Here is a 19,059-nt window from a genome sequence, read left to right on the forward strand (position 1 = left end):
AATGTTTATTCGGATAAACTGTCTTTCATTACTTTTTGGAAAGTTTCCCATCCGCAATAGCCGTTTTTATCAACCGGACAGTTTTTCAGTTCCAGTGTGACTTTTTGCGGCGGAGTTTTTAAAGAAAGATAACTGTTATTCCGCAGCTGATCAGATGACTGGTAAATATAATCAATCTTCACATAGGATTTATTATCCGCTTTATTTGTCCAGCGCTGGAACACTAATTTGCCGCCGATTGGCGTATGTTCATACTGTTCCGGCAACTGATACGGTTTAAATTCCAGGGCGGAGAGCAGGGAGGCGATATTGGAATCATGCCCGGCCAGGAAGGTAAATTTCGCTTCACTGCCCGGCGCAGCGGCGGCAAAGTGCTGATTAATATAGTTCAGCAGCGGATGTGCCACGTTTTTCGCGATAATACGCGGGGTGAAAAGAGATTCCTGATAGCCGTTTTTCAGGGTATTCAGCGCAGTCCACTGCTCCGGCGTGGTGACTTCGCCCCAGGCGACCTGGTCTGCCGGGAAACCTTCATAATATTGCAGGTCGATGGCATCCACCGCAGAGTTTGCCATTTTCAGCGGGCCTTTCACGCCCGGCTCTTTGCCGGCTTCAATAATAAAGCTGTTTTTGCCGTCGGCCAGTGAACAGAGTTTGTTGGTTTTGCACTGTTCTGAGTCTTTGATATTCAGCACCTTATTCAGTGCCTGATAACCCGGTGTCAGATCCAGCCCTTTATAATGACTCTCCATTGCAGCGAGGGCAGTCTGTTTAAACTCTGCGCTGTCATTGGTGATGATCGGGTTAAACACCGGATCCATGGTGCCGATTTCCGGCTGGTGGTTCACGGTGACGGTACAGCCCGGGAAAGCACCGGCGGTAAAGAACTGCGCGGTGGCAATCGTGCGCTGAAGGCTGTTGGCGTAGACATTCAGCTCTTTTTCACCGGTCGGGCACAGGGTGTCCGGCAGCAGTTTGTTCTCATCCAGCCACTCGCGGAAATAGTGGCCCATATAGACTTCCAGTGCGCCGCCTTTGGTGGTCAGATAACCGCTCTGCGCATCCCACGCAGGCCAGGTTTTATCGGTGATTTCGGTCAGAATACCGGTATTCACAATCGGCGTGCGCAGGTTGTGGCGGCTCATCACCAGAACCTGTTCCAGTGTCATATCAGCGGAGGAGGTATCAGCAAAAGCGGGCAGGGCGGGAGTCAGTAATGCGGCTGCAAGTGAAAGCGTCAGTAAGGTTTTTTTCATCCGGAACACTCCTGTTGTCATTATTTTCGAACCGATATTAATGACTGAAGCGATTCATATTTACCGGGAGCAAACTCCCAAAACAGTGATCAGCACCGGAAATAGCGCTTAAGTAAAGGTGCGGTGAAATTTTTCTTCAGATAAAAGCCTCTGGGCAGTGTTTGTATCGTTTGCCCGTGCGGACCGATAGCTTCTGTGAGTGCCCGGCTGTTGGCTGCTTTCGGGCGGATCTGCATTACCTGACCATGACGGGCGGTGATCTGCTCCACTTTCCCCAGCACAATCATATCCATCAGCTCTTCCCAGTCCGCGCGCAGCAGGCGTTCCTCCTCCTCCGACGGCGACCACAGCAGCGGTGAACCGACACGGCGCTCTGCCAGCGGGATATGACGCGCACCTTCCACCGGCACCCACAGCACGCGGGAGAGCTTATGACGCACATGACAATCCGCCCAGGTAACGCCGCTGTTGCCGGTCAGCGGGGCGACACAGACAAAGGTGGTTTCCAGCGGCACGCCGGATTCATCCACCGGAATGGTTTTCAGCTCCACCCCGAGGTGAGCAAAATCCTGCTCTGCCTTGCTGCCTGCATCCGCGCCCAGCCAGTATTCCAGCAGCATGCCGACCCAGCCTTTATCGCGACGCAGATCCGGCGGCACCGGTATACCGGCACAGCCTGCCAGCTCACCGAAAGTGGCACCGGCAAGGGATTGGGCGCGGCTGAGCAGCTCTGATTCACTGGCCGGGGGTAACGGCGGCTGAAAAAGTTGTGTCATGTTATATGCTTAAAAGTTGAACAGTGTTATCAGGTAAAATAATACATAGGCATGAATGAAAAATAAATATTATCTAATTTATTGATATATAGCTATTAATTTTCGCCACCGCAACAAGTACAGAAGGTTGTGCACCAGCATCCTCAGACAATAAACAGGATCTTACACTGAGTTATCCACAGCTTTATGGGATAAGTGAAAAACAGCCTCACTACTGGTTTGATTTACAGGCTTGACTTCCGCCTGTTTTCGCGTTTCAGCAGGGGTTTTGCTCAAGGATAAGTCACAATCTGTGGATAACACCGGGTGTGGTTATTTTTTGTGCTGTGTAAGTCTGTGAAAAAAAATGCCGGTGTTTTTTTCAGATGATTCTCTGTTTTTATTTCCGTACTGATATGATTTAACAGGGTTTATTTAAAGATTGTGATTTTATCAACAGGGGGCAGTTAAAAACTATACCCCCATTACCCTTGCGTTTTTCACAACTATATCCACAGAAAACGTGAATAAAAGCCGGTTTTTTATCAGAGGGTGTTTATAACTTTGCCTTTTTCTGTGAATTAACTTTCCGGGGGGATAAACCAGGCGGATTTAAAATCAAACCAGCCGAAGGTATTCATTTTGACGCCCCGCATACTGCGCTGCCCCTGTAATTCAAGCCAGTGATGGAACAGCGGGAACAGCATCTGCCTGTCAATGACCTGCTCACACCATGCCGCCAGAGACAGGGAACGCTGCCGCCATTGCTTCAGCGGCGCACGCAGATCATCGCCCAGACAGCGGCGCAGCAGCGGCAGCTCGTACAGGGTGGCGAAAACCGAAAAATCCAGCGGCTTATAAAAGTTGGCGGTCGCCAGCCAGAAATCACTGTCACAATCGCCGTTAAACCAGGTGTCGTAATCAGTGATATTAATCGTCAGTTTTACACCCTGTTCTGCCAGTAACTGCTGCAATAATTTGCCGATAGCATGGTATTCGTGATGATCCTGATAATAGGTCAGTGTCAGCTCTGTCAGGTCAGCCGGTTTTTCACAGGGCGGGATAAGTTTGCTGTGATGCCAGCGCAGCAGCAGCCCGTAAGCCGGCCACCAGTGGCGCTGATACAGGGGTTCACAGTGATAGAGCAGATTGACGGGGGTCATCAGGCTGTTGAGCCAGCGGCGGATATCTTCCCGCTCTCCTTTTGCTGAACGCGTGTCGTGCAGCAGGAAATAGCATCCTTCCTCCATCCGGCTGTCGAGAGAATCCCGCTCCGGCCCGTCCGCACCGATATGCAGGGTGGTGCAGACCATTTTTTCTTCCAGCTCCGGCACCACCAGTACAGAAACTTCGTCGAGCAGGGCACGGAAGCCGTAATAGTGGTCAAAGGCACGGATTGTCAGTTTGCGGTCATTGTTACAGATCACCTGATACGGGCCGGTGCCGACAGGGTGGCGGGCAAAATCCGGCAGTTCCTGCCATTCATGGGGCAGAATGGCGGCGTGCGGGCTGCCGGTCAGTACCGGGAACCAGCTGTCGGTCTCATTCAGTGTGATATCGATAATGTAAGGCATATCGGAACGGACAGTGCGGATATGGCTGAACAGCCGATGTGTGTCACGCAGGCGCTCAAAAGAGGAAATGATATCCACCATCTGCAACTCACGGCCGTGATGGAAAAATATCGCCGGGCGCAGCCAGAAACGCCACTGTTTGTCGCCGGTCTGCTGCCAGTGATGCGCCAGCGCCGGGACAGCTTCCCCGTTTTCCTCATTTATTGCCGTCAGTCCGTTAAAAATCTGGCTCAGCAGATGGACTTCCGAGCGGCGTAGCGGCGAGCCGGGCAGTAAATTATAAAAAGGTCGGTAATAGACAATGCGCAGCAGACTTTTTCCCTGCCGGAAGCTGCGCTCCAGCTGGGATAACACCATCTGGCGCATCGCGTCCTTATCATTGACCATCGCCACCAGTTTTTCGATATTGTCCTGTTCGATCAGCTGTTCGGCACGGGCGTGCTGGAGGTCCCGTCCGCTTTGCAGAAAACAGAGACGTGAGCGCTTACCCCGTCCGGTTTCTGCCTGCCAGCTGAGCCAGCCCGCTGTCTGCATACTGCTGAGCAGAGAGCGGACATGACGGCGGGAACAATGCAGGATATCGGCGATCTCCTGAAGCGTGGTATCGGTCTCCTGTCCCTGATGATGCTGCCACAGGCGGATAAACTGGTGCTGGAGGCGTGGTGTGCTCATAAAAGAGGAACTCCGGTCGGTTTTCTGTCCATTTTTATTTCCGTATATTACGTCCATACTCAATGTCATTAAAGCAGCTCATGACGTCAGTGTGATACCTGACTCACTCCCGATTCTTGAGTAATGGTGACTTTTACCGCCAGCCGAAAGGCTGGTTTTTTTCTGTCCGGTGATCCGGAAAAAGAGGCGGGGAAAACGGGGAAAAAAGCTGCCATCACAAAAGGGGGTGATGGCAGGGGTTCAATGGTGGAAATGGATCCGGTTATCAGTTCATAAATGCAGGCAGTTTTTCCTCAAAACGGGAAATCATGTCGTCATGCTGTAAGGTGAGGCCGATACTGTCGAGGCCGTTCATCATGCAGTGACGACGGAAGGTATCAACACTGAACGGATATTCCAGCTCACCGGCGATCACTTTCTGGTTCTCCAGATCAACAATAATCTGTGCACCTTCTGTTTTTTGTACCCAGTCAAAGAGCGCATCAATCGCGTCTTCGGGTAATTTCACCGGCAATAATTGGTTGTTGAATGAGTTACCGTAAAAAATATCCGCAAAGCTGGGCGCAATCACCACTCTGAAGCCGTAATCTGTTAAGGCCCACGGCGCGTGCTCACGGGAGGAGCCGCAGCCGAAGTTTTCACGGGCCAGCAGAATGGATGCACCCTGATAACGCGGGGCATTGAGGACAAAATCCGGGTTCGGCACCTGTCCGTCATCATCGAGAAAACGCCAGTCATTGAATAAATGCTGCCCGAAGCCGGTGCGGGTCACTTTCTGCAAAAACTGTTTCGGGATAATGGCATCGGTATCCACGTTGGCGGCATCCAGCGGTGCGGCAATGCCCTGATGTACAATAAATTTTTCCATGGTTTTCTCCCTCAGCGCATCTCAATGGTACGGATATCGGCGAAACTGCCGGTGACGGCGGCCGCAGCGGCCATGGCCGGGCTGACCAGATGCGTGCGTCCGCCGCGCCCCTGGCGGCCTTCAAAGTTGCGGTTGCTGGTGGAGGCACAGCGCTCCCCCGGTGCCAGACGGTCATTGTTCATCGCCAGACACATCGAGCAGCCCGGTAAACGCCATTCAAACCCGGCATCGGTGAAGATTTTATCCAGACCTTCCGCTTCCGCCTGGGATTTCACCGGCCCGGAGCCCGGAACCACTATCGCCTGCACACCCGGTGCGACTTTGCGCCCTTTGGCGACGGCAGCAGCCGCGCGTAAATCCTCAATCCGTGAGTTGGTGCAGGAGCCGATAAACACCTTGTCGATTTTCACATCGGTTAATTTTTTGCCCGGTGTTAAATCCATATACGCCAGCGCTTTTTCTGCCGAGGCTCTTTCCACCGGGTCGGTAAAGCTCTCCGGTGCGGGAATGGCCCGGCTGATATCAATCACCTGACCGGGATTGGTGCCCCAGGTGACCTGCGGGGCGATATCGGCAGCATTGATAATAATTTCCGCGTCATATTTCGCATCCGGATCACTTTTCAGGGTCTGCCAGTAAGCCACAGCTGCATCCCAGTCCGTGCCCTGCGGGGAGAACTGGCGGCCTTTCAGGTAATCAAAGGTGGTCTGATCCGGCGCAATCATTCCGCCTTTGGCACCCATTTCTATCGCCATATTACAAACCGTCATCCGGCCTTCCATGGAGAGCGCTTCAATGGCGTCGCCGCAGAATTCCGCGATATAACCGGTGCCGCCCGCGCTGCCGGTGTGACCGATAATCGCCAGTACAATATCCTTGGCGGTGATACCGGGGGCAACTTTGCCGCGCACTTCAATTTTCAGGGTTTTGGCCCGTGCCTGTTTCAGTGTCTGGGTAGCTAACACATGTTCCACCTCGGAGGTGCCGATACCGAAGGCCAGCGAGCCGAATGCGCCGTGGGTGGCGGTGTGGGAGTCACCACAGACAATGGTCATGCCAGGCAGGGTGATGCCCTGTTCCGGCCCCATCACATGCACAATACCCTGAAACGGATGGTTCAGATCATAGAGACGGACACCAAAGGCCTCACAGTTTTTGATCAGCTCCTGCATCTGGTTACGGGCCATTTCACCACAGGCATTGATATCTTTGGTCTGCGTGGAAACGTTGTGATCCATGGTGGCGAAGGTTTTTTCCGGGCGGCGCACCGGGCGGTTTTTTGCCCGTAATCCGTCAAACGCCTGCGGAGAGGTCACCTCATGCACCAGGTGGCGGTCGATATACAGGATCGGTGTTTCGTTTGCTTCTTCACGAACCACATGGGCATCATATAATTTCTGATATAAAGTTTTTCCTGTGCTCATCTTAAGCCCCTTCTGTAATCAAACGCGCGATAATGTCGCCCATTTCGTCTGTGGTCACACTCTTGCCGTTTCCGGCCACATCCCGGGTGCGGTATCCGGCATTCAGTGCCTGATTGACCGCATTTTCGATGCTGTCCGCCGCTGCATCCTGCCCGCAGCTGAAGCGCAGCATCATGGCAGCGGATAAAATCTGGGCCACCGGGTTGGCAATATTCTGCCCGGCGATATCCGGTGCAGAGCCGCCTGCCGGTTCATACAGACCGAATTTTTTCTCATTCAGGCTGGCGGACGGCAGCATGCCCATGGAGCCGGTGATCATGGCGCACTCGTCGGAGATAATGTCGCCGAACAGGTTGGAGCAGAGGATCACATCAAACTGCGACGGATCTTTGACCATCTGCATGGCGGCGTTGTCTATATACATGTGCGACAGCGCGACATCCGGATACTCTTTGGCGATTTCTGTTACCACTTCGCGCCATAATACGGAACTTTGCAGTACGTTGGCCTTATCAATCGATGTTACCTGGCCACGGCGTTTTTGGGCGGAGGCAAAGGCGATACGGGCAATACGCTCGATTTCAAAGCGGTGATACACCTCGGTATCATAAGCACGCTCATATTTACCTTCGCCTTCACGGCCTTTAGGCTGCCCGAAATAGATCCCGCCGGTCAGTTCGCGGACACACAGGATATCGAATCCGCGTGCGGCGATATCACTGCGCAGCGGGCAGAACGCTTCCAGCGCAGGATAGAGCCGTGCCGGGCGCAGGTTACTGAATAATTTGAAATGTGCCCGCAGCGGGAGCAGAGCGCCGCGCTCCGGCTGGGAGTCCGGCGGCAGTTTTTCCCATTTCGGGCCGCCGACAGAGCCGAACAGTACCGCATCGGCCTGTTCGCAGCCTTTCAGTGTGGCCGGCGGCAGCGGGTGGCCATGGTTGTCGATGGCAATGCCGCCGACATCATATTCACTGGTGGTGATGGGCAGGTTAAAGCGGGTGCGCACCGCATCCAGCACTTTAATCGCCTGCGCCATAATTTCAGGGCCGATTCCGTCGCCCGGTAAAACTGCAATATGAAATTGTTCCGACATAATTACACCGCTTCCTTTGTCTCTGTATTGTTGTTATGAGTATCGTTGTGCATGTTGTTATCTGACTGTATACGCCGTTTTTCTTCTTTTACCTGTCCGGCGCGCCAGATGCTGTTGATGGCGTGGATCATGGCCTGGGCGGAGGATTCAACAATATCGGTCGCCAGCCCCATACCGTGGAATTTACGGCCTTCATACTCCACCACGATATTCACCTGACCCAGTGCATCCGTTCCCTGACCTTTGGCAGTCAGCTGATAGGCGGTGAGGGTCAGCGGGTAACCCGCGATACGGCGGATGGCTTCATAAGCCGCATCCACCGGGCCGTTCCCCTGGGCGGATTCCGAGATAATGTCATCCCCGGCCTGCATTCTGACCATCGCGGAGGCTTTGACACCGGTACCTGACTGGGTGTTGAGGAACGCCAGCGAGAAATGTTCCGGCTCCTGGTGCTGCTGCTTCATAAACACCAGCGCTTCCAGGTCGTAATCGAAAACCTGACCTTTCTTGTCCGCCAGTTGCAGGAAGTCGGCGTATAATTCATCCAGGTTATAGTCACCTTCCTGATAACCCATTTCCGCCATCCGGTGTTTCACCGCCGCGCGGCCGGAACGGGAGGTCAGGTTGATTAAGTTATCTTTCAGGCCGATGCTGTCCGGCGTCATGATTTCGTAGGTTTCGCGGTTTTTAATCACGCCGTCCTGGTGAATACCGGAGGAGTGGGAGAAGGCATTGCTGCCGACCACGGCCTTGTTCGGCGGTACCGGGGTGTTGCATAACTGGCTGACCAGCTGGCTGGTGCGGTAAATCTCTTTGTGATTGATCCCGGTGCGCACGCCCAGCATTTTTTCCCGCACTTTAATCGCCATAATCACTTCTTCCAGCGCACAGTTCCCGGCGCGTTCGCCTAACCCGTTGATCGTACCTTCAATCTGGCGGGCACCGGCCTGTACGGCGGTGATGGAGTTGGCAACGGACATGCCCAAATCATCATGGCAGTGGACAGAAATGATGGTTTTGTCGATATTCGGCACGCGGTTGAACAATTCACTGATAATGCCGCCGAACTGGTACGGTGTGGTGTAACCGACGGTGTCCGGAATATTGACCGTGGTGGCTCCTGCGTTAATCGCGGCTTCCACAATACGGCATAAATCATCGATATCGGTGCGCCCGGCATCTTCGCAGGAAAACTCAACGTCATCGGTAAAGCGGCGGGCATGTTTAATCGAGCCGACCGCCATATCGATGATGTCAGCAAAGGTCTTGCGCAGTTTGGTTTTGACGTGAATACCGGAGGTGGCGAGCACCATATGCAACCGGAAGGCTTCCGCGACTTTCAGGGATTCCGCTGCGGCATCAATATCGCCGATCACACAGCGGGATAATGCCGCGATACGGCTGTTTTTGATTTCGCGGGCGATAGTCTGCACTGACTGAAAATCACCGGGAGAGGAGACAGGGAAACCGGCCTCAATAATATCAACCCCCATGCGTTCGAGCTGGAAAGCAATCTGTAACTTCTCTTTGACACTGAGACTGGCCTGTAATGCCTGCTCCCCGTCACGCAGTGTGGTATCAAAAATGATGACGTTATCGCTCATGTTGTGATCCTCTCGGTTATTTCTTGTTCTGTTTTCCGGTTTGCAGGTATAAAAAAACCCGCGACATTGCGCGGGTTTTTCAGGTCTCAGGGAGAAAGTTATGAGGAACTTCCGGCCACGAACCCGCCACGCGCAGTTAAGGCGATAATTAGCAGGCTGTTTAGGCGGAAAGTGAAAGACATAGTAATAACCTTCTCAGTAAATTCAGTGGCACGGAGCACAGGGCTTATCCGTGGCGATGTATTATTGATACTGAATATAAAATGCCCTGTCAACTCACGAGGTTCGCCGGAGATTCCGGTCAAAGGATAAAAAAAGCACAAAAAGCAGATAAACTGACTAATTTATAAAAATTAATCAGCGTTTTCATCTATAAGCCAGCTAAATAATTGGGCTAATATTTTTGCAGATTTTTTTACGGAGAATCAGAATCAGTTGAGTAGGCGGGTAACAGGGGGGCCGGCGGTCAGGCAGCCACCGGTAACCGGTGAGATATTCATTGAACAGTTTATTCTTTCCGTTATGTCAGTAAAAAAAAATCGGATTTTTTATGCTGACAGAAGACAATTTTATTATGAATAAACACAATCTTTGTTTTATTATCTCACTGCATGGAAACTAAATGAATAAAGCGGTATTGATTTATTACTGGCATGAATAATTTACTGGCTTTAAATATTTAAATAGTATGCATTGTGATGATGATGCGCACCCGCGTATTCAGAACCATACAAGGAAGAGACTCAATTATTAATTGGATAATCAATTGAGATAATAGATTTCAATTTTGTATTGATCTGCCGTTTCATCATGGCGGCAGGTGGCTTATTGAAGTCATTATAATCATTTATTGGAGTTTAAGATGACTGAATACACCTCAGTGGCAGATGTAAAAAAAGAATCCGGTGAAACACAGCTGCGTAATGTGGATCTTAATCTGCTGACTGTTTTTGATGCGGTTATGCAGATGCAGAATGTGACCCGGGCTGCTGAACTTTTAGGTATGTCGCAACCGGCTGTCAGCAATGCGGTGTCAAGACTTAAAGTTATGTTTAATGATGAATTATTTGTCCGTTTCGGACGGGGAATTCAGCCGACAGCGCGCGCCAAACAGCTGTTCGGGCCGGTCAGGCAGGCATTGCAGCTGGTGCATAATGAGCTGCCGGGTGCCGGTTTTGAACCGGGCAGCAGCGAGCGGACATTTAATCTGGCCATCTCCAGTCCGCTGGATATCCGCCTGACAGACAAAATAATCGAACAGGTTAAACTTCACAGTGAAAATATCGATGTTAATATTCAGTCTTATATGAATTCACATATCGAGAATAACCTGAAATACCAGGAAACCGATTTTGCTGTCAGTTATAATCGTTTCGATAAACCGGATTACAGTCATCACTTATTATTTAATGATCAGTTATCACTGGTCGCCGCCCGTAACCATCCGCGTATACAATATACAGTAACAGAGAAACAAATATTTACCGAGCAGCATGCTGTCGTGTCACTGGATTTAATTGATTCATTCAGTTCACCGTATTATGAAAATAATGAATTACTCCGGGCTATTGTTTATCAGGGAACCAATTTAGTCAGTGTACTGAATATTGTCTCTAAAACAGAGCTGGTGGCGATTGCACCGAAATGGCTGATTCAGCTCTATTCTCATGTGCTGCCGATTCAGGAAGTGCAGCTGCCGTGGGATAAAGTCAGCCGTCCGGCGTTTCTGATCTGGCACGAGGCGTGTACCCGCGATAAAGGGCATCAGTGGATGAAGGCACTGCTGTCGCAGTTCACACATCATATGTAATCGGTCATTTAATTTATTTCCCGCCCCGTCAGGCAAATGTACCTGCCGGGGCTTTTTTGTGATCCCGTCATTGCAAAGATAACTAAATTTGCTTTTGTTCCCGGAGACAACAGGCTACACTTGCGGAAAAATTTAAGCGTACAACTGTAAGCTGAAAAATTATTACATAACGTGAAACCGTACAGTCTGACGGCTCAGTAAAGGAAACGCGTGTGACAACAACAAATTTGCATCACTATCATTTAGTGACGCGGCTGCAACAGCAAAAACAGCGCCGGGGTGACAAAATCGCACTGCGACAGTGGTGTGAACAAGGTCAGCATATCGATTTTACCTGGCAGCAGGCCGGGGCGTTCAGTGAAAACCTGGCGGAAGCCCTGCTGGCAGAAGGGGTTGAAGTGCAGGAAAATGTCGCCATTTTCTCGCATAACAGCGCTCTGTGGACATTAACCGACCTGGCGATTCTTCAGTGCCGTGCCATTGTGGTGCCGCTCTATGCCACCAGCAGTGATGACCAGGCGGCCTATATTCTTAATGATGCGCAGGTGCGCATTCTGTTTGTGGACGGTCAGAAGCAGGCGGAAATTGCCCTGTCACTGCTCTCTCTCTGCCCGTCGCTGCAAAAAATCATCATAATGAACCCGGAAAACACGGCAATCCCGTCGCATCCTGCGGTCTGCACACTGCGTCAGTTTATGAACGGCCACGATGGCAGTTACGCCGCAGAGCTGCGTCAGCGCATCGCTGATTGTTCCCTTGATGATCTTTTCACCCTGATTTACACCTCCGGGACCACCGGCGAGCCGAAAGGCGTGATGCTGGATTACCGCAACATGGCCGCCCAGCTTTATCTGCATGATGAGCGGCTGACACTGACCGAAGATGATGTCTCACTCTGCTTCCTGCCGCTGACGCACGTTTTTGAGCGCGCCTGGAGTTTCTATGTGATGCACACCGGCGCACTGAATGTCTATCTCAGTGATACCAACCTGGTGCGCAAAGCGATGGTATCGGTGAAACCGACCGTGATGTGTGCGGTGCCGCGTTTCTATGAAAAAGTATTCAGCGGTATTTACGAAAAAGTGGCACAGGCGCCGTGGTATAAACGGGCGTTATTCCACTGGGCGGTACGGACCGGTAAAAAGACTCTCGATGCACAACAGCGCGGTGAAAAACAGTCATGGCTGGCCGCGCGGTGTGATCAGTTCGCACAGAAAAAAGTGCTCGGTAAACTGCGTGATGTGCTCGGCGGCAATGTCCGTTTCTTACCGGCGGCGGGGGCGCGGCTGGATGATGAAATTATCCGCTTTTTCCTCGCCATCGGCATTAACATCAAATACGGCTACGGCATGACAGAAACCTGTGCCACGGTATCCTGCTGGGAAAACAGCGGTTATCAGCTCGGCTCTATCGGTGTGCCGCTGCCGGATGTGGAAGTGCGTATCGGTGAGGAAAATGAGATTCAGGTACGCGGGCCGGTGGTGATGCGCGGCTATTACAATAAGCCGGAGGAGACCCGTCAGGCCTTTACGGCTGATGGCTGGCTGCGGACCGGTGACGCCGGTGCGCTGGATGAGCAGGGCAATTTGTTTATCACCGAACGCCTGAAAGATCTGATGAAAACCTCGAACGGCAAATATATTGCGCCGCAGATGCTGGAAGGCACGCTGGGTCAGGATCGCTTTATCGAACATATCGCGGTGGTGGCGGATGCACGTAAGTTTGTCTCCGCACTGATTGTGCCGTGCTTTGATACTCTGGAAGAGCACGCCCGGGCACTGAATCTGAAATACCATGACCGGATGGAACTGCTGAAAAACAGCCAGATTGTGGCGCTGTTTGAAAGCCGTCTGAAAGAGTTGCAGAAAAATATCGCAGCCTTTCATCAGGTTAAGCGTTTTACACTGCTGCCGCAGAATTTCTCCATGGAGCTCGGCGAACTGACACCGACCCTGAAACTGCGCCGTAAAGTGATAGCCCAGCGCTATCAACGCGAAATTGAGTCCATGTACACGGACTGATTGCTGTCCCTGACGGCACTGCCTGTTTCCTGTGCAGTGCCGTTTTTATATCCCGCCGGTTTTTCCCCCGCTCTCAGTGAACTCTGCTTTGTGATTTGCCGCCGCAGGTATGATCGTCTGCGGATCCTGTCATTTCCTTTATTCCTGTGGTTTTCCGCTTTTTGCGTCCCGAAAAACGCATTTGCCAGCACTGTCATTTTATCGTTATGTTAATCCTCAGATAACTAAAAACAGACAAACACATCACTTGCAGTTACAACCCGCAATCACGGGCAGGAGAGCATTTATGGAGAGGTTGACAGGGGCAGAAATGATCGTGCGCTCCTTAATTGATGAGGGCGTGTCACACGTATTCGGCTATCCGGGCGGTGCTGTTCTGGATATTTATGATGCACTGCATACGGTGGGTGGTGTCGGGCACATTCTGGTGCGTCACGAGCAGGCCGCCGTGCATATGGCGGACGGCTATGCCCGCGCGACCGGTAAAACCGGCGTGGTGCTGGTCACTTCCGGTCCGGGTGCGACTAACGCCATTACCGGTATCGCCACCGCGTATATGGATTCGGTGCCGCTGGTGGTGCTGTCCGGCCAGGTGGCGAGCGCGCTGATCGGCAACGATGCCTTCCAGGAAGTGGATATGGTGGGCATTTCCCGCCCGGTCGTGAAACACAGTTACCTGGTCCATGATGTCGCGGATATTCCGGCCACCATCAAAAAAGCATTCTATCTGGCACAGAGCGGCCGTCCGGGACCTGTGGTCATCGATTTTCCGAAAGATATTGTCCAGCAGCAGCATGAGTACAGCTACCCGTCACGGGTCAGCCTGCGCTCCTATAACCCGACCGGAGCCGGTCATAAAGGGCAGATCAAACGCGCGCTTATCACACTGATGCAGGCGAAACGCCCGGTAATGTATATCGGCGGCGGTGCTGTCAGTGCCGGATGCAGTCCGGAGATTTTCACCCTTGCGGATAAACTGCGTCTGCCGGTGGCGCTCTCCCTGATGGGGCTGGGCGCGTTTCCGGGCACTCATCCGCAGTGTGTCGGCATGCTGGGTATGCACGGGACATATGAAGCAAACAATACCATGCATCACAGTGATGTGATTTTTGCCGTCGGTGTCCGTTTCGATGACCGGACCACCAATAACCAGGCGAAGTACTGCCCGCAGGCAACCATCATTCATATCGATGTCGATCCGGCGTCTATCTCCAAAACCGTGGCAGCGGATATTCCGATCGTCGGTGATGCGAAACTGTGTCTCGCGCAGATGCTGTTACAGCTTGAATCTCTGACCGATGAACAGGATCCGGATGCACTGTGCGACTGGTGGCGGCGCATTGATCAGTGGAAAGCGAAACAGTGTCTGGCCATTGATGAGAGCGGTGAGAAAATCAAGCCGCAGACTGTGATCCGCACCCTGTGGGAACTGACGGAAGGGAAGGCGTATGTTACCTCCGATGTCGGTCAGCATCAGATGTTTGCCGCACTCTATTATCCGTTTGATGAACCGCGCCGCTGGATCAATTCCGGCGGGCTGGGCACGATGGGCTTCGGGTTACCGGCGGCACTGGGTGTCCGGCTGGCGAAACCGGATGATATGGTGGTGTGTGTCACCGGGGACGGTAGTATCCAGATGAATATTCAGGAACTTTCCACGGCATTACAGTTCGGGCTGCCGGTACTGGTGCTTAATCTTAACAACCGCTTTCTCGGTATGGTGAAGCAGTGGCAGGATATGGTTTATCACGGCCGTCACTCACACTCCTATATGGAATCGCTGCCTGATTTTGTCCGCCTGGCAGAGGCTTACGGGCATGTCGGTATCAGTATCAGTGATAAAGCCACGCTGCGTGAACAGCTTGCGGAGGCACTGCGCATTGTCCGCGAAGAGAAACGACTGGTGTTCGCCGATGTGATGGTGGATGAGAAAGAGCATGTTTATCCGATGCAGATCCGCAATGGCGGAATGGATGAAATGTGGTTAAGCAAAACGGAGAGGACCTGATCATGCGCCGGATTCTGTCAATTTTATTAGAAAACGAAACAGGGGCGCTGTCCCGTGTGGCAGGGCTTTTTTCCCAGCGCGGGTATAATATCGAAAGTATCACCGCCGCCCCGACCGATGACCCGTCACTGTTCCGTCTGACCATCCAGACCAAAGGCGATGCGCGGGTGCTGGAGCAGATTGAAAAGCAGCTCAATAAGCTGGTGGATGTGTTCCGTGTCACAGAACTGACCTCTGCCACTCACATTGAGCGTGAGGTGATGCTGGTGAAATTACAGGCCAGCGGCTACGGGCGGGATGAGGTCAAACGCAGTACGGATATCTTCCGCGGACAGATTGTCGATGTGACCGCGACGCTTTATACCGTGCAACTGACCGGCACCAGTGAAAAGCTGGATGCCTTCCTGGATGCGGTGCGCGGCTTCGCGGAAATTGTGGAAATTGCCCGCTCCGGCATCGTCGGGATGTCGCGCGGCGATAAAATAATGCGGTGAAATATTCGCGGTGAAAGGGTAAACTGATCACTCTTCTTATTTGGCCCGTTGTTCGGGCCGTTTCCTGATTTGTAAGGGGTTAACGTGAAACTGGATGAAATCGCCCGCCTTGCCGGTGTGTCGCGCACGACGGCCAGTTATGTCATCAACGGAAAAGCAAAACAATATCGTGTGAGTGACAAAACTGTCGAAAAAGTGATGGCGGTGGTTCGTGAACATAATTACCATCCGAATGCGGTGGCTGCCGGTCTGCGTGCAGGCCGTACCCGCTCTATCGGACTGGTGATCCCGGATTTGGAGAACACCAGCTACACCCGCATCGCAAATTATCTGGAGCGCCAGGCGCGCAGCCGTGGTTATCAGTTGCTGATTGCCTGCTCTGAAGACCAGCCTGACAACGAAATCCGTTGTGTGGAACACCTGTTACAGCGTCAGGTGGATGCGATTATCGTTTCCACCGCACTGCCGCCGGAGCATCCGTTCTATCAGCGCTGGGCAAACCGCTCCCTGCCGATTGTCGCGCTTGACCGCGCACTGGAAAATGAGCACTTTATCAGTGTGGTCGGGGATGACTTTGAGGACGCCAAAATGCTGGCATCCGAATTGCGTCAGTTCCCGGCAGAATCGGTGGTATATCTCGGCGCGTTACCGGAACTTTCCGTCAGTTTCCTGCGTGAACAGGGATTCCGTGAAGCCTGGGAAGGGGATGCACGTAACGTGAATTTCCTCTATGCCGACAGCTATGAGCGTGATGCCGCCGCCAAAGCGTTTGATACCTGGCTGGAAAGCAATCCGATGCCGGATGCGCTGTTTACCACCTCATTTGCCCTGTTACAGGGGGTGATGGATGCCACGCTGGCCCGCAGCGGCCGTCTGCCGGGGCAACTGGTGATCGCGACCTTCGGTGATCATGAACTGCTTGATTTTCTTGAGTGTCCGGTACTGTCCGTGGCGCAGCGTCACCGTGATATTGCGGAGCGTGTGCTGGAGCTGGTACTGGCAAGTCTGGATGAAAAACAGAAACCGGCTGCGGGTATCACCCGGATCCGTCGTGATCTGTGCCGTCGCGGAAGTCTGAGCCGCCGGTAATATTCAGGCAGTAAAATCATTATTTTTACCGATACCTGTACGGAAACGTATAGGTATTTTTGTTTAGTTTGTCCGGAAACAGATGAAAAACCCTTTTTGAGAGGAATCCTAAGAATTTTTTTTCAATTCTGCTGATTGACAGAAATTGACAATTTTCACACTACACCTTTCATTCCCCGGAAATTCACTTACTCCAATTAAGGGTATATGCCGCAGAATATCATTAGCCCGGTTTTGTGACAGTTATGCTATTGATAAACTGAATATTAAATTTTCAAATATCAAATAATCACGCTGTGTAACAGAAAGTAACAGCACAGATGACCGGAACAAAAATCCCGGGGTCTTTGCGGTGATGGTGAATTTTTATCCTGAAAGTGAGGGACACCTCGCAAAAATGCATCTTTCTTTCGCCAGATTCGGTATAATTTGCCCCGGTTAGCCGAGTGCGTATTATGTGAATTTTTTTCTGATTTGAATCAGTGTGTTACCTCACTTCTGTTCCCTGAAGCAAAAAATCCCATATTTTCTCACCCCTTTATTCCCCGACAGCGGAAACGAAACCTTGTCAGCTCTGGCTTGACAAGCTTTTCCTACCATTCGTAAACTCTGTTGGTGGGGAATTGTGGGTGAAAGTGGTAATTCAGGGCAAAACTGAGCGGAGAAACGAATGTTTCGCGGGGCAACACTGGTTAATCTTGACAGCAAAGGGCGCATAACCGTACCGGCACGGTACCGGTCGCTGCTTGCTGAAAAGTCGGAAGGTCAGATGGTCTGCACTATCGATCTCCACCAGCCGTGCCTGCTGCTTTACACCTTACCGGAGTGGGAACTGATCGAACTGAAACTGGCACAATTGTCCACCATGGATCCCACAGAGCGCCGTGTTCAGCGCCTGTTGCTGGGCCATGCCACGGAATGCCAGATGGACAGTGCGGGACGTCTTTTGTTAGCCGGTACACTGCGCACACATGCGCGGTTAACCAAAGAAGTCATGCTGGTCGGGCAGTTCAACAAGTTTGAGCTGTGGGATGAGCAGACGTGGTATCAGCAGGTACAGGATGATATTGCTGCCGGGCAGACGGCATCCGGACCTTTATCCGCCCGGTTACAGGATTTATCACTTTAAATGGCAGAGAGTCAGTTTCAGCATACCAGTGTTTTACTGGATGAAGCCGTTAACGGATTACAGATCCGCGAAGACGGCATTTATATCGATGGCACATTCGGCCGCGGCGGGCACTCCCGCCTGATTTTATCAAAACTCGGTCCGCAGGGGCGTCTGATCGCCATTGACCGGGATCCGCAGGCGATTGCCGCTGCGGCACAGATTGACGACCCGCGTTTTTCCATTATTCACGGCCCGTTTTCCGGTATCGCCGGTTATGTGAATGATCTGGAACTGGGCGGACAGATTAATGGCGTTTTGCTGGATCTGGGTGTGTCCTCCCCGCAGCTGGACGACGCGGAACGCGGATTCTCCTTTATGCGTGACGGGCCGCTGGATATGCGGATGGATCCGACCCGCGGGATCTCCGCTGCACAGTGGCTGACTGAAGCCAAAGAAGAAGATATTGCGTGGGTGCTGAAAAATTTCGGCGAAGAGCGTTTTTCGAAACGGATTGCCCGCGCGATTGTTGAACGCAATAAAACCGAAGAGCCGCTGACGCGGACAAAACAGCTGGCGGATTTAATTGCCGCTGTGTCTCCGGTGAAAGAAAAGCACAAGCATCCGGCGACCCGCAGCTTCCAGGCTATCCGCATTTATGTCAACAGCGAGCTGGATGAGATCCGCCAGGCGCTGACCGGCGCACTGGGCATTCTGGCTCAGGGCGGCCGGTTATCGGTTATCAGCTTCCACTCGCTGGAAGACCGGATTGTGAAGCAGTTTATGCGTGATGAAAGCCGCGGACCACAGGTGCCGCACGGATTACCGCTGACGGAAGAACAACTGAAAGCGCACGGCACACCGGCACTGAAACTGGCCGGAAAAATGAAACCGTCAGAGCAGGAAATCAGTGTTAACCCGCGTGCCCGCAGTTCGGTACTGCGCTTTGCGGAGAAAGCATGACCACAGAACGGCACAATTTAGCCCGCGTTATTTGTCGTGACCTGCTGCGCCACGGATTTATCCCTGCGATTTTATTTATCGCAGTGATCGTCAGCGCGATTTTTGTGGTCATCACGGCACATAAAACACGTCTGCTGACCGCAGAGCGGGAACATCTTGTGCTGGAGCGTAACTCGCTGGATATCGAATGGCGTAACCTGATTCTGGAAGAGAACGCCCTGGGGGATCACAGCCGTGTTGAGCGCCTGTCCGTTGAGCGTCTCAGTATGCAGCATGTGGATCCGGCAAACGAAAAAATTGTCGTAACAAAATGACGAAGG

Annotated in this window: 15 protein-coding genes; 8 read left to right on the forward strand and 7 right to left on the reverse strand. The window is 52.3% G+C overall.

What is annotated here, in order from left to right:
* Window positions 1-5 precede the first annotated feature (5 nt).
* The 7 genes from agp to leuA form a co-directional block, all read right to left on the reverse strand.
* A complete protein-coding gene (gene agp, locus JL661_RS04430; protein ID WP_015422921.1) occupies window positions 6-1,256 on the reverse strand; it encodes a bifunctional glucose-1-phosphatase/inositol phosphatase in 1,251 nt (416 codons plus the stop codon).
* A gap of 89 nt (window positions 1,257-1,345) precedes the next feature.
* Window positions 1,346-2,032, reverse strand: a complete 687-nt coding sequence (mutH, locus tag JL661_RS04435; protein WP_062772724.1) for a DNA mismatch repair endonuclease MutH — start codon at window positions 2,030-2,032, stop codon at window positions 1,346-1,348.
* Between the two features lie 560 nt (window positions 2,033-2,592).
* On the reverse strand, window positions 2,593-4,257 hold the full coding sequence (gene sgrR, locus JL661_RS04440; protein WP_062772727.1) for an HTH-type transcriptional regulator SgrR: 1,665 nt from the start codon (window positions 4,255-4,257) through the stop codon (window positions 2,593-2,595).
* A gap of 265 nt (window positions 4,258-4,522) precedes the next feature.
* On the reverse strand, window positions 4,523-5,125 hold the full coding sequence (gene leuD / locus JL661_RS04445) for a 3-isopropylmalate dehydratase small subunit (protein WP_062772730.1): 603 nt from the start codon (window positions 5,123-5,125) through the stop codon (window positions 4,523-4,525).
* 11 nt (window positions 5,126-5,136) lie between these two features.
* A complete protein-coding gene (gene leuC / locus JL661_RS04450; RefSeq protein WP_004238442.1) occupies window positions 5,137-6,549 on the reverse strand; it encodes a 3-isopropylmalate dehydratase large subunit in 1,413 nt (470 codons plus the stop codon).
* A gap of 1 nt (window position 6,550) precedes the next feature.
* The gene (gene leuB / locus JL661_RS04455) at window positions 6,551-7,642 is read right to left on the reverse strand and encodes a 3-isopropylmalate dehydrogenase (protein WP_062772733.1); all 1,092 of its coding nucleotides are present in this window, start codon (window positions 7,640-7,642) and stop codon (window positions 6,551-6,553) included.
* Window positions 7,643-7,644: 2 nt separating this feature from the next.
* On the reverse strand, window positions 7,645-9,246 hold the full coding sequence (gene leuA, locus JL661_RS04460; protein WP_004238444.1) for a 2-isopropylmalate synthase: 1,602 nt from the start codon (window positions 9,244-9,246) through the stop codon (window positions 7,645-7,647).
* Between the two features lie 862 nt (window positions 9,247-10,108).
* Here leuA and leuO point away from each other — a divergent pair.
* From leuO to ftsL, 8 genes are all read left to right on the forward strand, one after another.
* On the forward strand, window positions 10,109-11,056 hold the full coding sequence (gene leuO / locus JL661_RS04465; RefSeq protein WP_024474841.1) for a transcriptional regulator LeuO: 948 nt from the start codon (window positions 10,109-10,111) through the stop codon (window positions 11,054-11,056).
* A 212-nt stretch (window positions 11,057-11,268) separates the two neighbouring features.
* Window positions 11,269-13,077 (forward strand): AMP-dependent synthetase/ligase, encoded by a 1,809-nt coding sequence (locus tag JL661_RS04470; RefSeq protein ID WP_024474842.1) that lies wholly within the window; start codon window positions 11,269-11,271, stop codon window positions 13,075-13,077.
* 286 nt (window positions 13,078-13,363) lie between these two features.
* On the forward strand, window positions 13,364-15,085 hold the full coding sequence (gene ilvI / locus JL661_RS04475) for an acetolactate synthase 3 large subunit (RefSeq protein ID WP_062772736.1): 1,722 nt from the start codon (window positions 13,364-13,366) through the stop codon (window positions 15,083-15,085).
* 2 nt (window positions 15,086-15,087) lie between these two features.
* Window positions 15,088-15,579 carry an acetolactate synthase small subunit gene (gene ilvN, locus JL661_RS04480; RefSeq protein ID WP_004238450.1) on the forward strand — a complete coding sequence of 164 codons (492 nt, stop codon included), beginning with the start codon at window positions 15,088-15,090 and terminating at the stop codon, window positions 15,577-15,579.
* 84 nt (window positions 15,580-15,663) lie between these two features.
* The gene (gene cra / locus JL661_RS04485) at window positions 15,664-16,668 is read left to right on the forward strand and encodes a catabolite repressor/activator (protein ID WP_004242044.1); all 1,005 of its coding nucleotides are present in this window, start codon (window positions 15,664-15,666) and stop codon (window positions 16,666-16,668) included.
* Between the two features lie 670 nt (window positions 16,669-17,338).
* The gene (mraZ, locus tag JL661_RS04490) at window positions 17,339-17,797 is read left to right on the forward strand and encodes a division/cell wall cluster transcriptional repressor MraZ (protein WP_004238452.1); all 459 of its coding nucleotides are present in this window, start codon (window positions 17,339-17,341) and stop codon (window positions 17,795-17,797) included.
* Window positions 17,798-18,739, forward strand: coding sequence for a 16S rRNA (cytosine(1402)-N(4))-methyltransferase RsmH (gene rsmH, locus JL661_RS04495; RefSeq protein WP_004238453.1), 942 nt, complete (start codon window positions 17,798-17,800; stop codon window positions 18,737-18,739). It abuts the gene before it with no gap.
* The gene (gene ftsL / locus JL661_RS04500; RefSeq protein ID WP_004238454.1) at window positions 18,736-19,053 is read left to right on the forward strand and encodes a cell division protein FtsL; all 318 of its coding nucleotides are present in this window, start codon (window positions 18,736-18,738) and stop codon (window positions 19,051-19,053) included. The genes rsmH and ftsL overlap by 4 nt, the downstream gene beginning before the upstream one ends.
* The last annotated feature ends 6 nt before the right edge of the window (window positions 19,054-19,059 follow it).

The organism is Morganella morganii, assembly GCF_019243775.1.
Taxonomy (GTDB): domain Bacteria; phylum Pseudomonadota; class Gammaproteobacteria; order Enterobacterales; family Enterobacteriaceae; genus Morganella; species Morganella morganii.

Excerpts from the sequence above, each read along its gene's own strand:
- agp (WP_015422921.1), bottom strand. The coding sequence starts at position 1,256 with ATGAAAAAAACCTTACTGACGCTTTCACTTGCAGCCGCATTACTGACT.
- mutH (WP_062772724.1), bottom strand. The coding sequence starts at position 2,032 with ATGACACAACTTTTTCAGCCGCCGTTACCCCCGGCCAGTGAATCAGAG.
- sgrR (WP_062772727.1), bottom strand. The coding sequence starts at position 4,257 with ATGAGCACACCACGCCTCCAGCACCAGTTTATCCGCCTGTGGCAGCAT.
- leuD (WP_062772730.1), bottom strand. The coding sequence starts at position 5,125 with ATGGAAAAATTTATTGTACATCAGGGCATTGCCGCACCGCTGGATGCC.
- leuC (WP_004238442.1), bottom strand. The coding sequence starts at position 6,549 with ATGAGCACAGGAAAAACTTTATATCAGAAATTATATGATGCCCATGTG.
- leuB (WP_062772733.1), bottom strand. The coding sequence starts at position 7,642 with ATGTCGGAACAATTTCATATTGCAGTTTTACCGGGCGACGGAATCGGC.
- leuA (WP_004238444.1), bottom strand. The coding sequence starts at position 9,246 with ATGAGCGATAACGTCATCATTTTTGATACCACACTGCGTGACGGGGAG.
- leuO (WP_024474841.1), top strand. The coding sequence starts at position 10,109 with ATGACTGAATACACCTCAGTGGCAGATGTAAAAAAAGAATCCGGTGAA.
- ilvI (WP_062772736.1), top strand. The coding sequence starts at position 13,364 with ATGGAGAGGTTGACAGGGGCAGAAATGATCGTGCGCTCCTTAATTGAT.
- ilvN (WP_004238450.1), top strand. The coding sequence starts at position 15,088 with ATGCGCCGGATTCTGTCAATTTTATTAGAAAACGAAACAGGGGCGCTG.
- mraZ (WP_004238452.1), top strand. The coding sequence starts at position 17,339 with ATGTTTCGCGGGGCAACACTGGTTAATCTTGACAGCAAAGGGCGCATA.
- rsmH (WP_004238453.1), top strand. The coding sequence starts at position 17,798 with ATGGCAGAGAGTCAGTTTCAGCATACCAGTGTTTTACTGGATGAAGCC.
- ftsL (WP_004238454.1), top strand. The coding sequence starts at position 18,736 with ATGACCACAGAACGGCACAATTTAGCCCGCGTTATTTGTCGTGACCTG.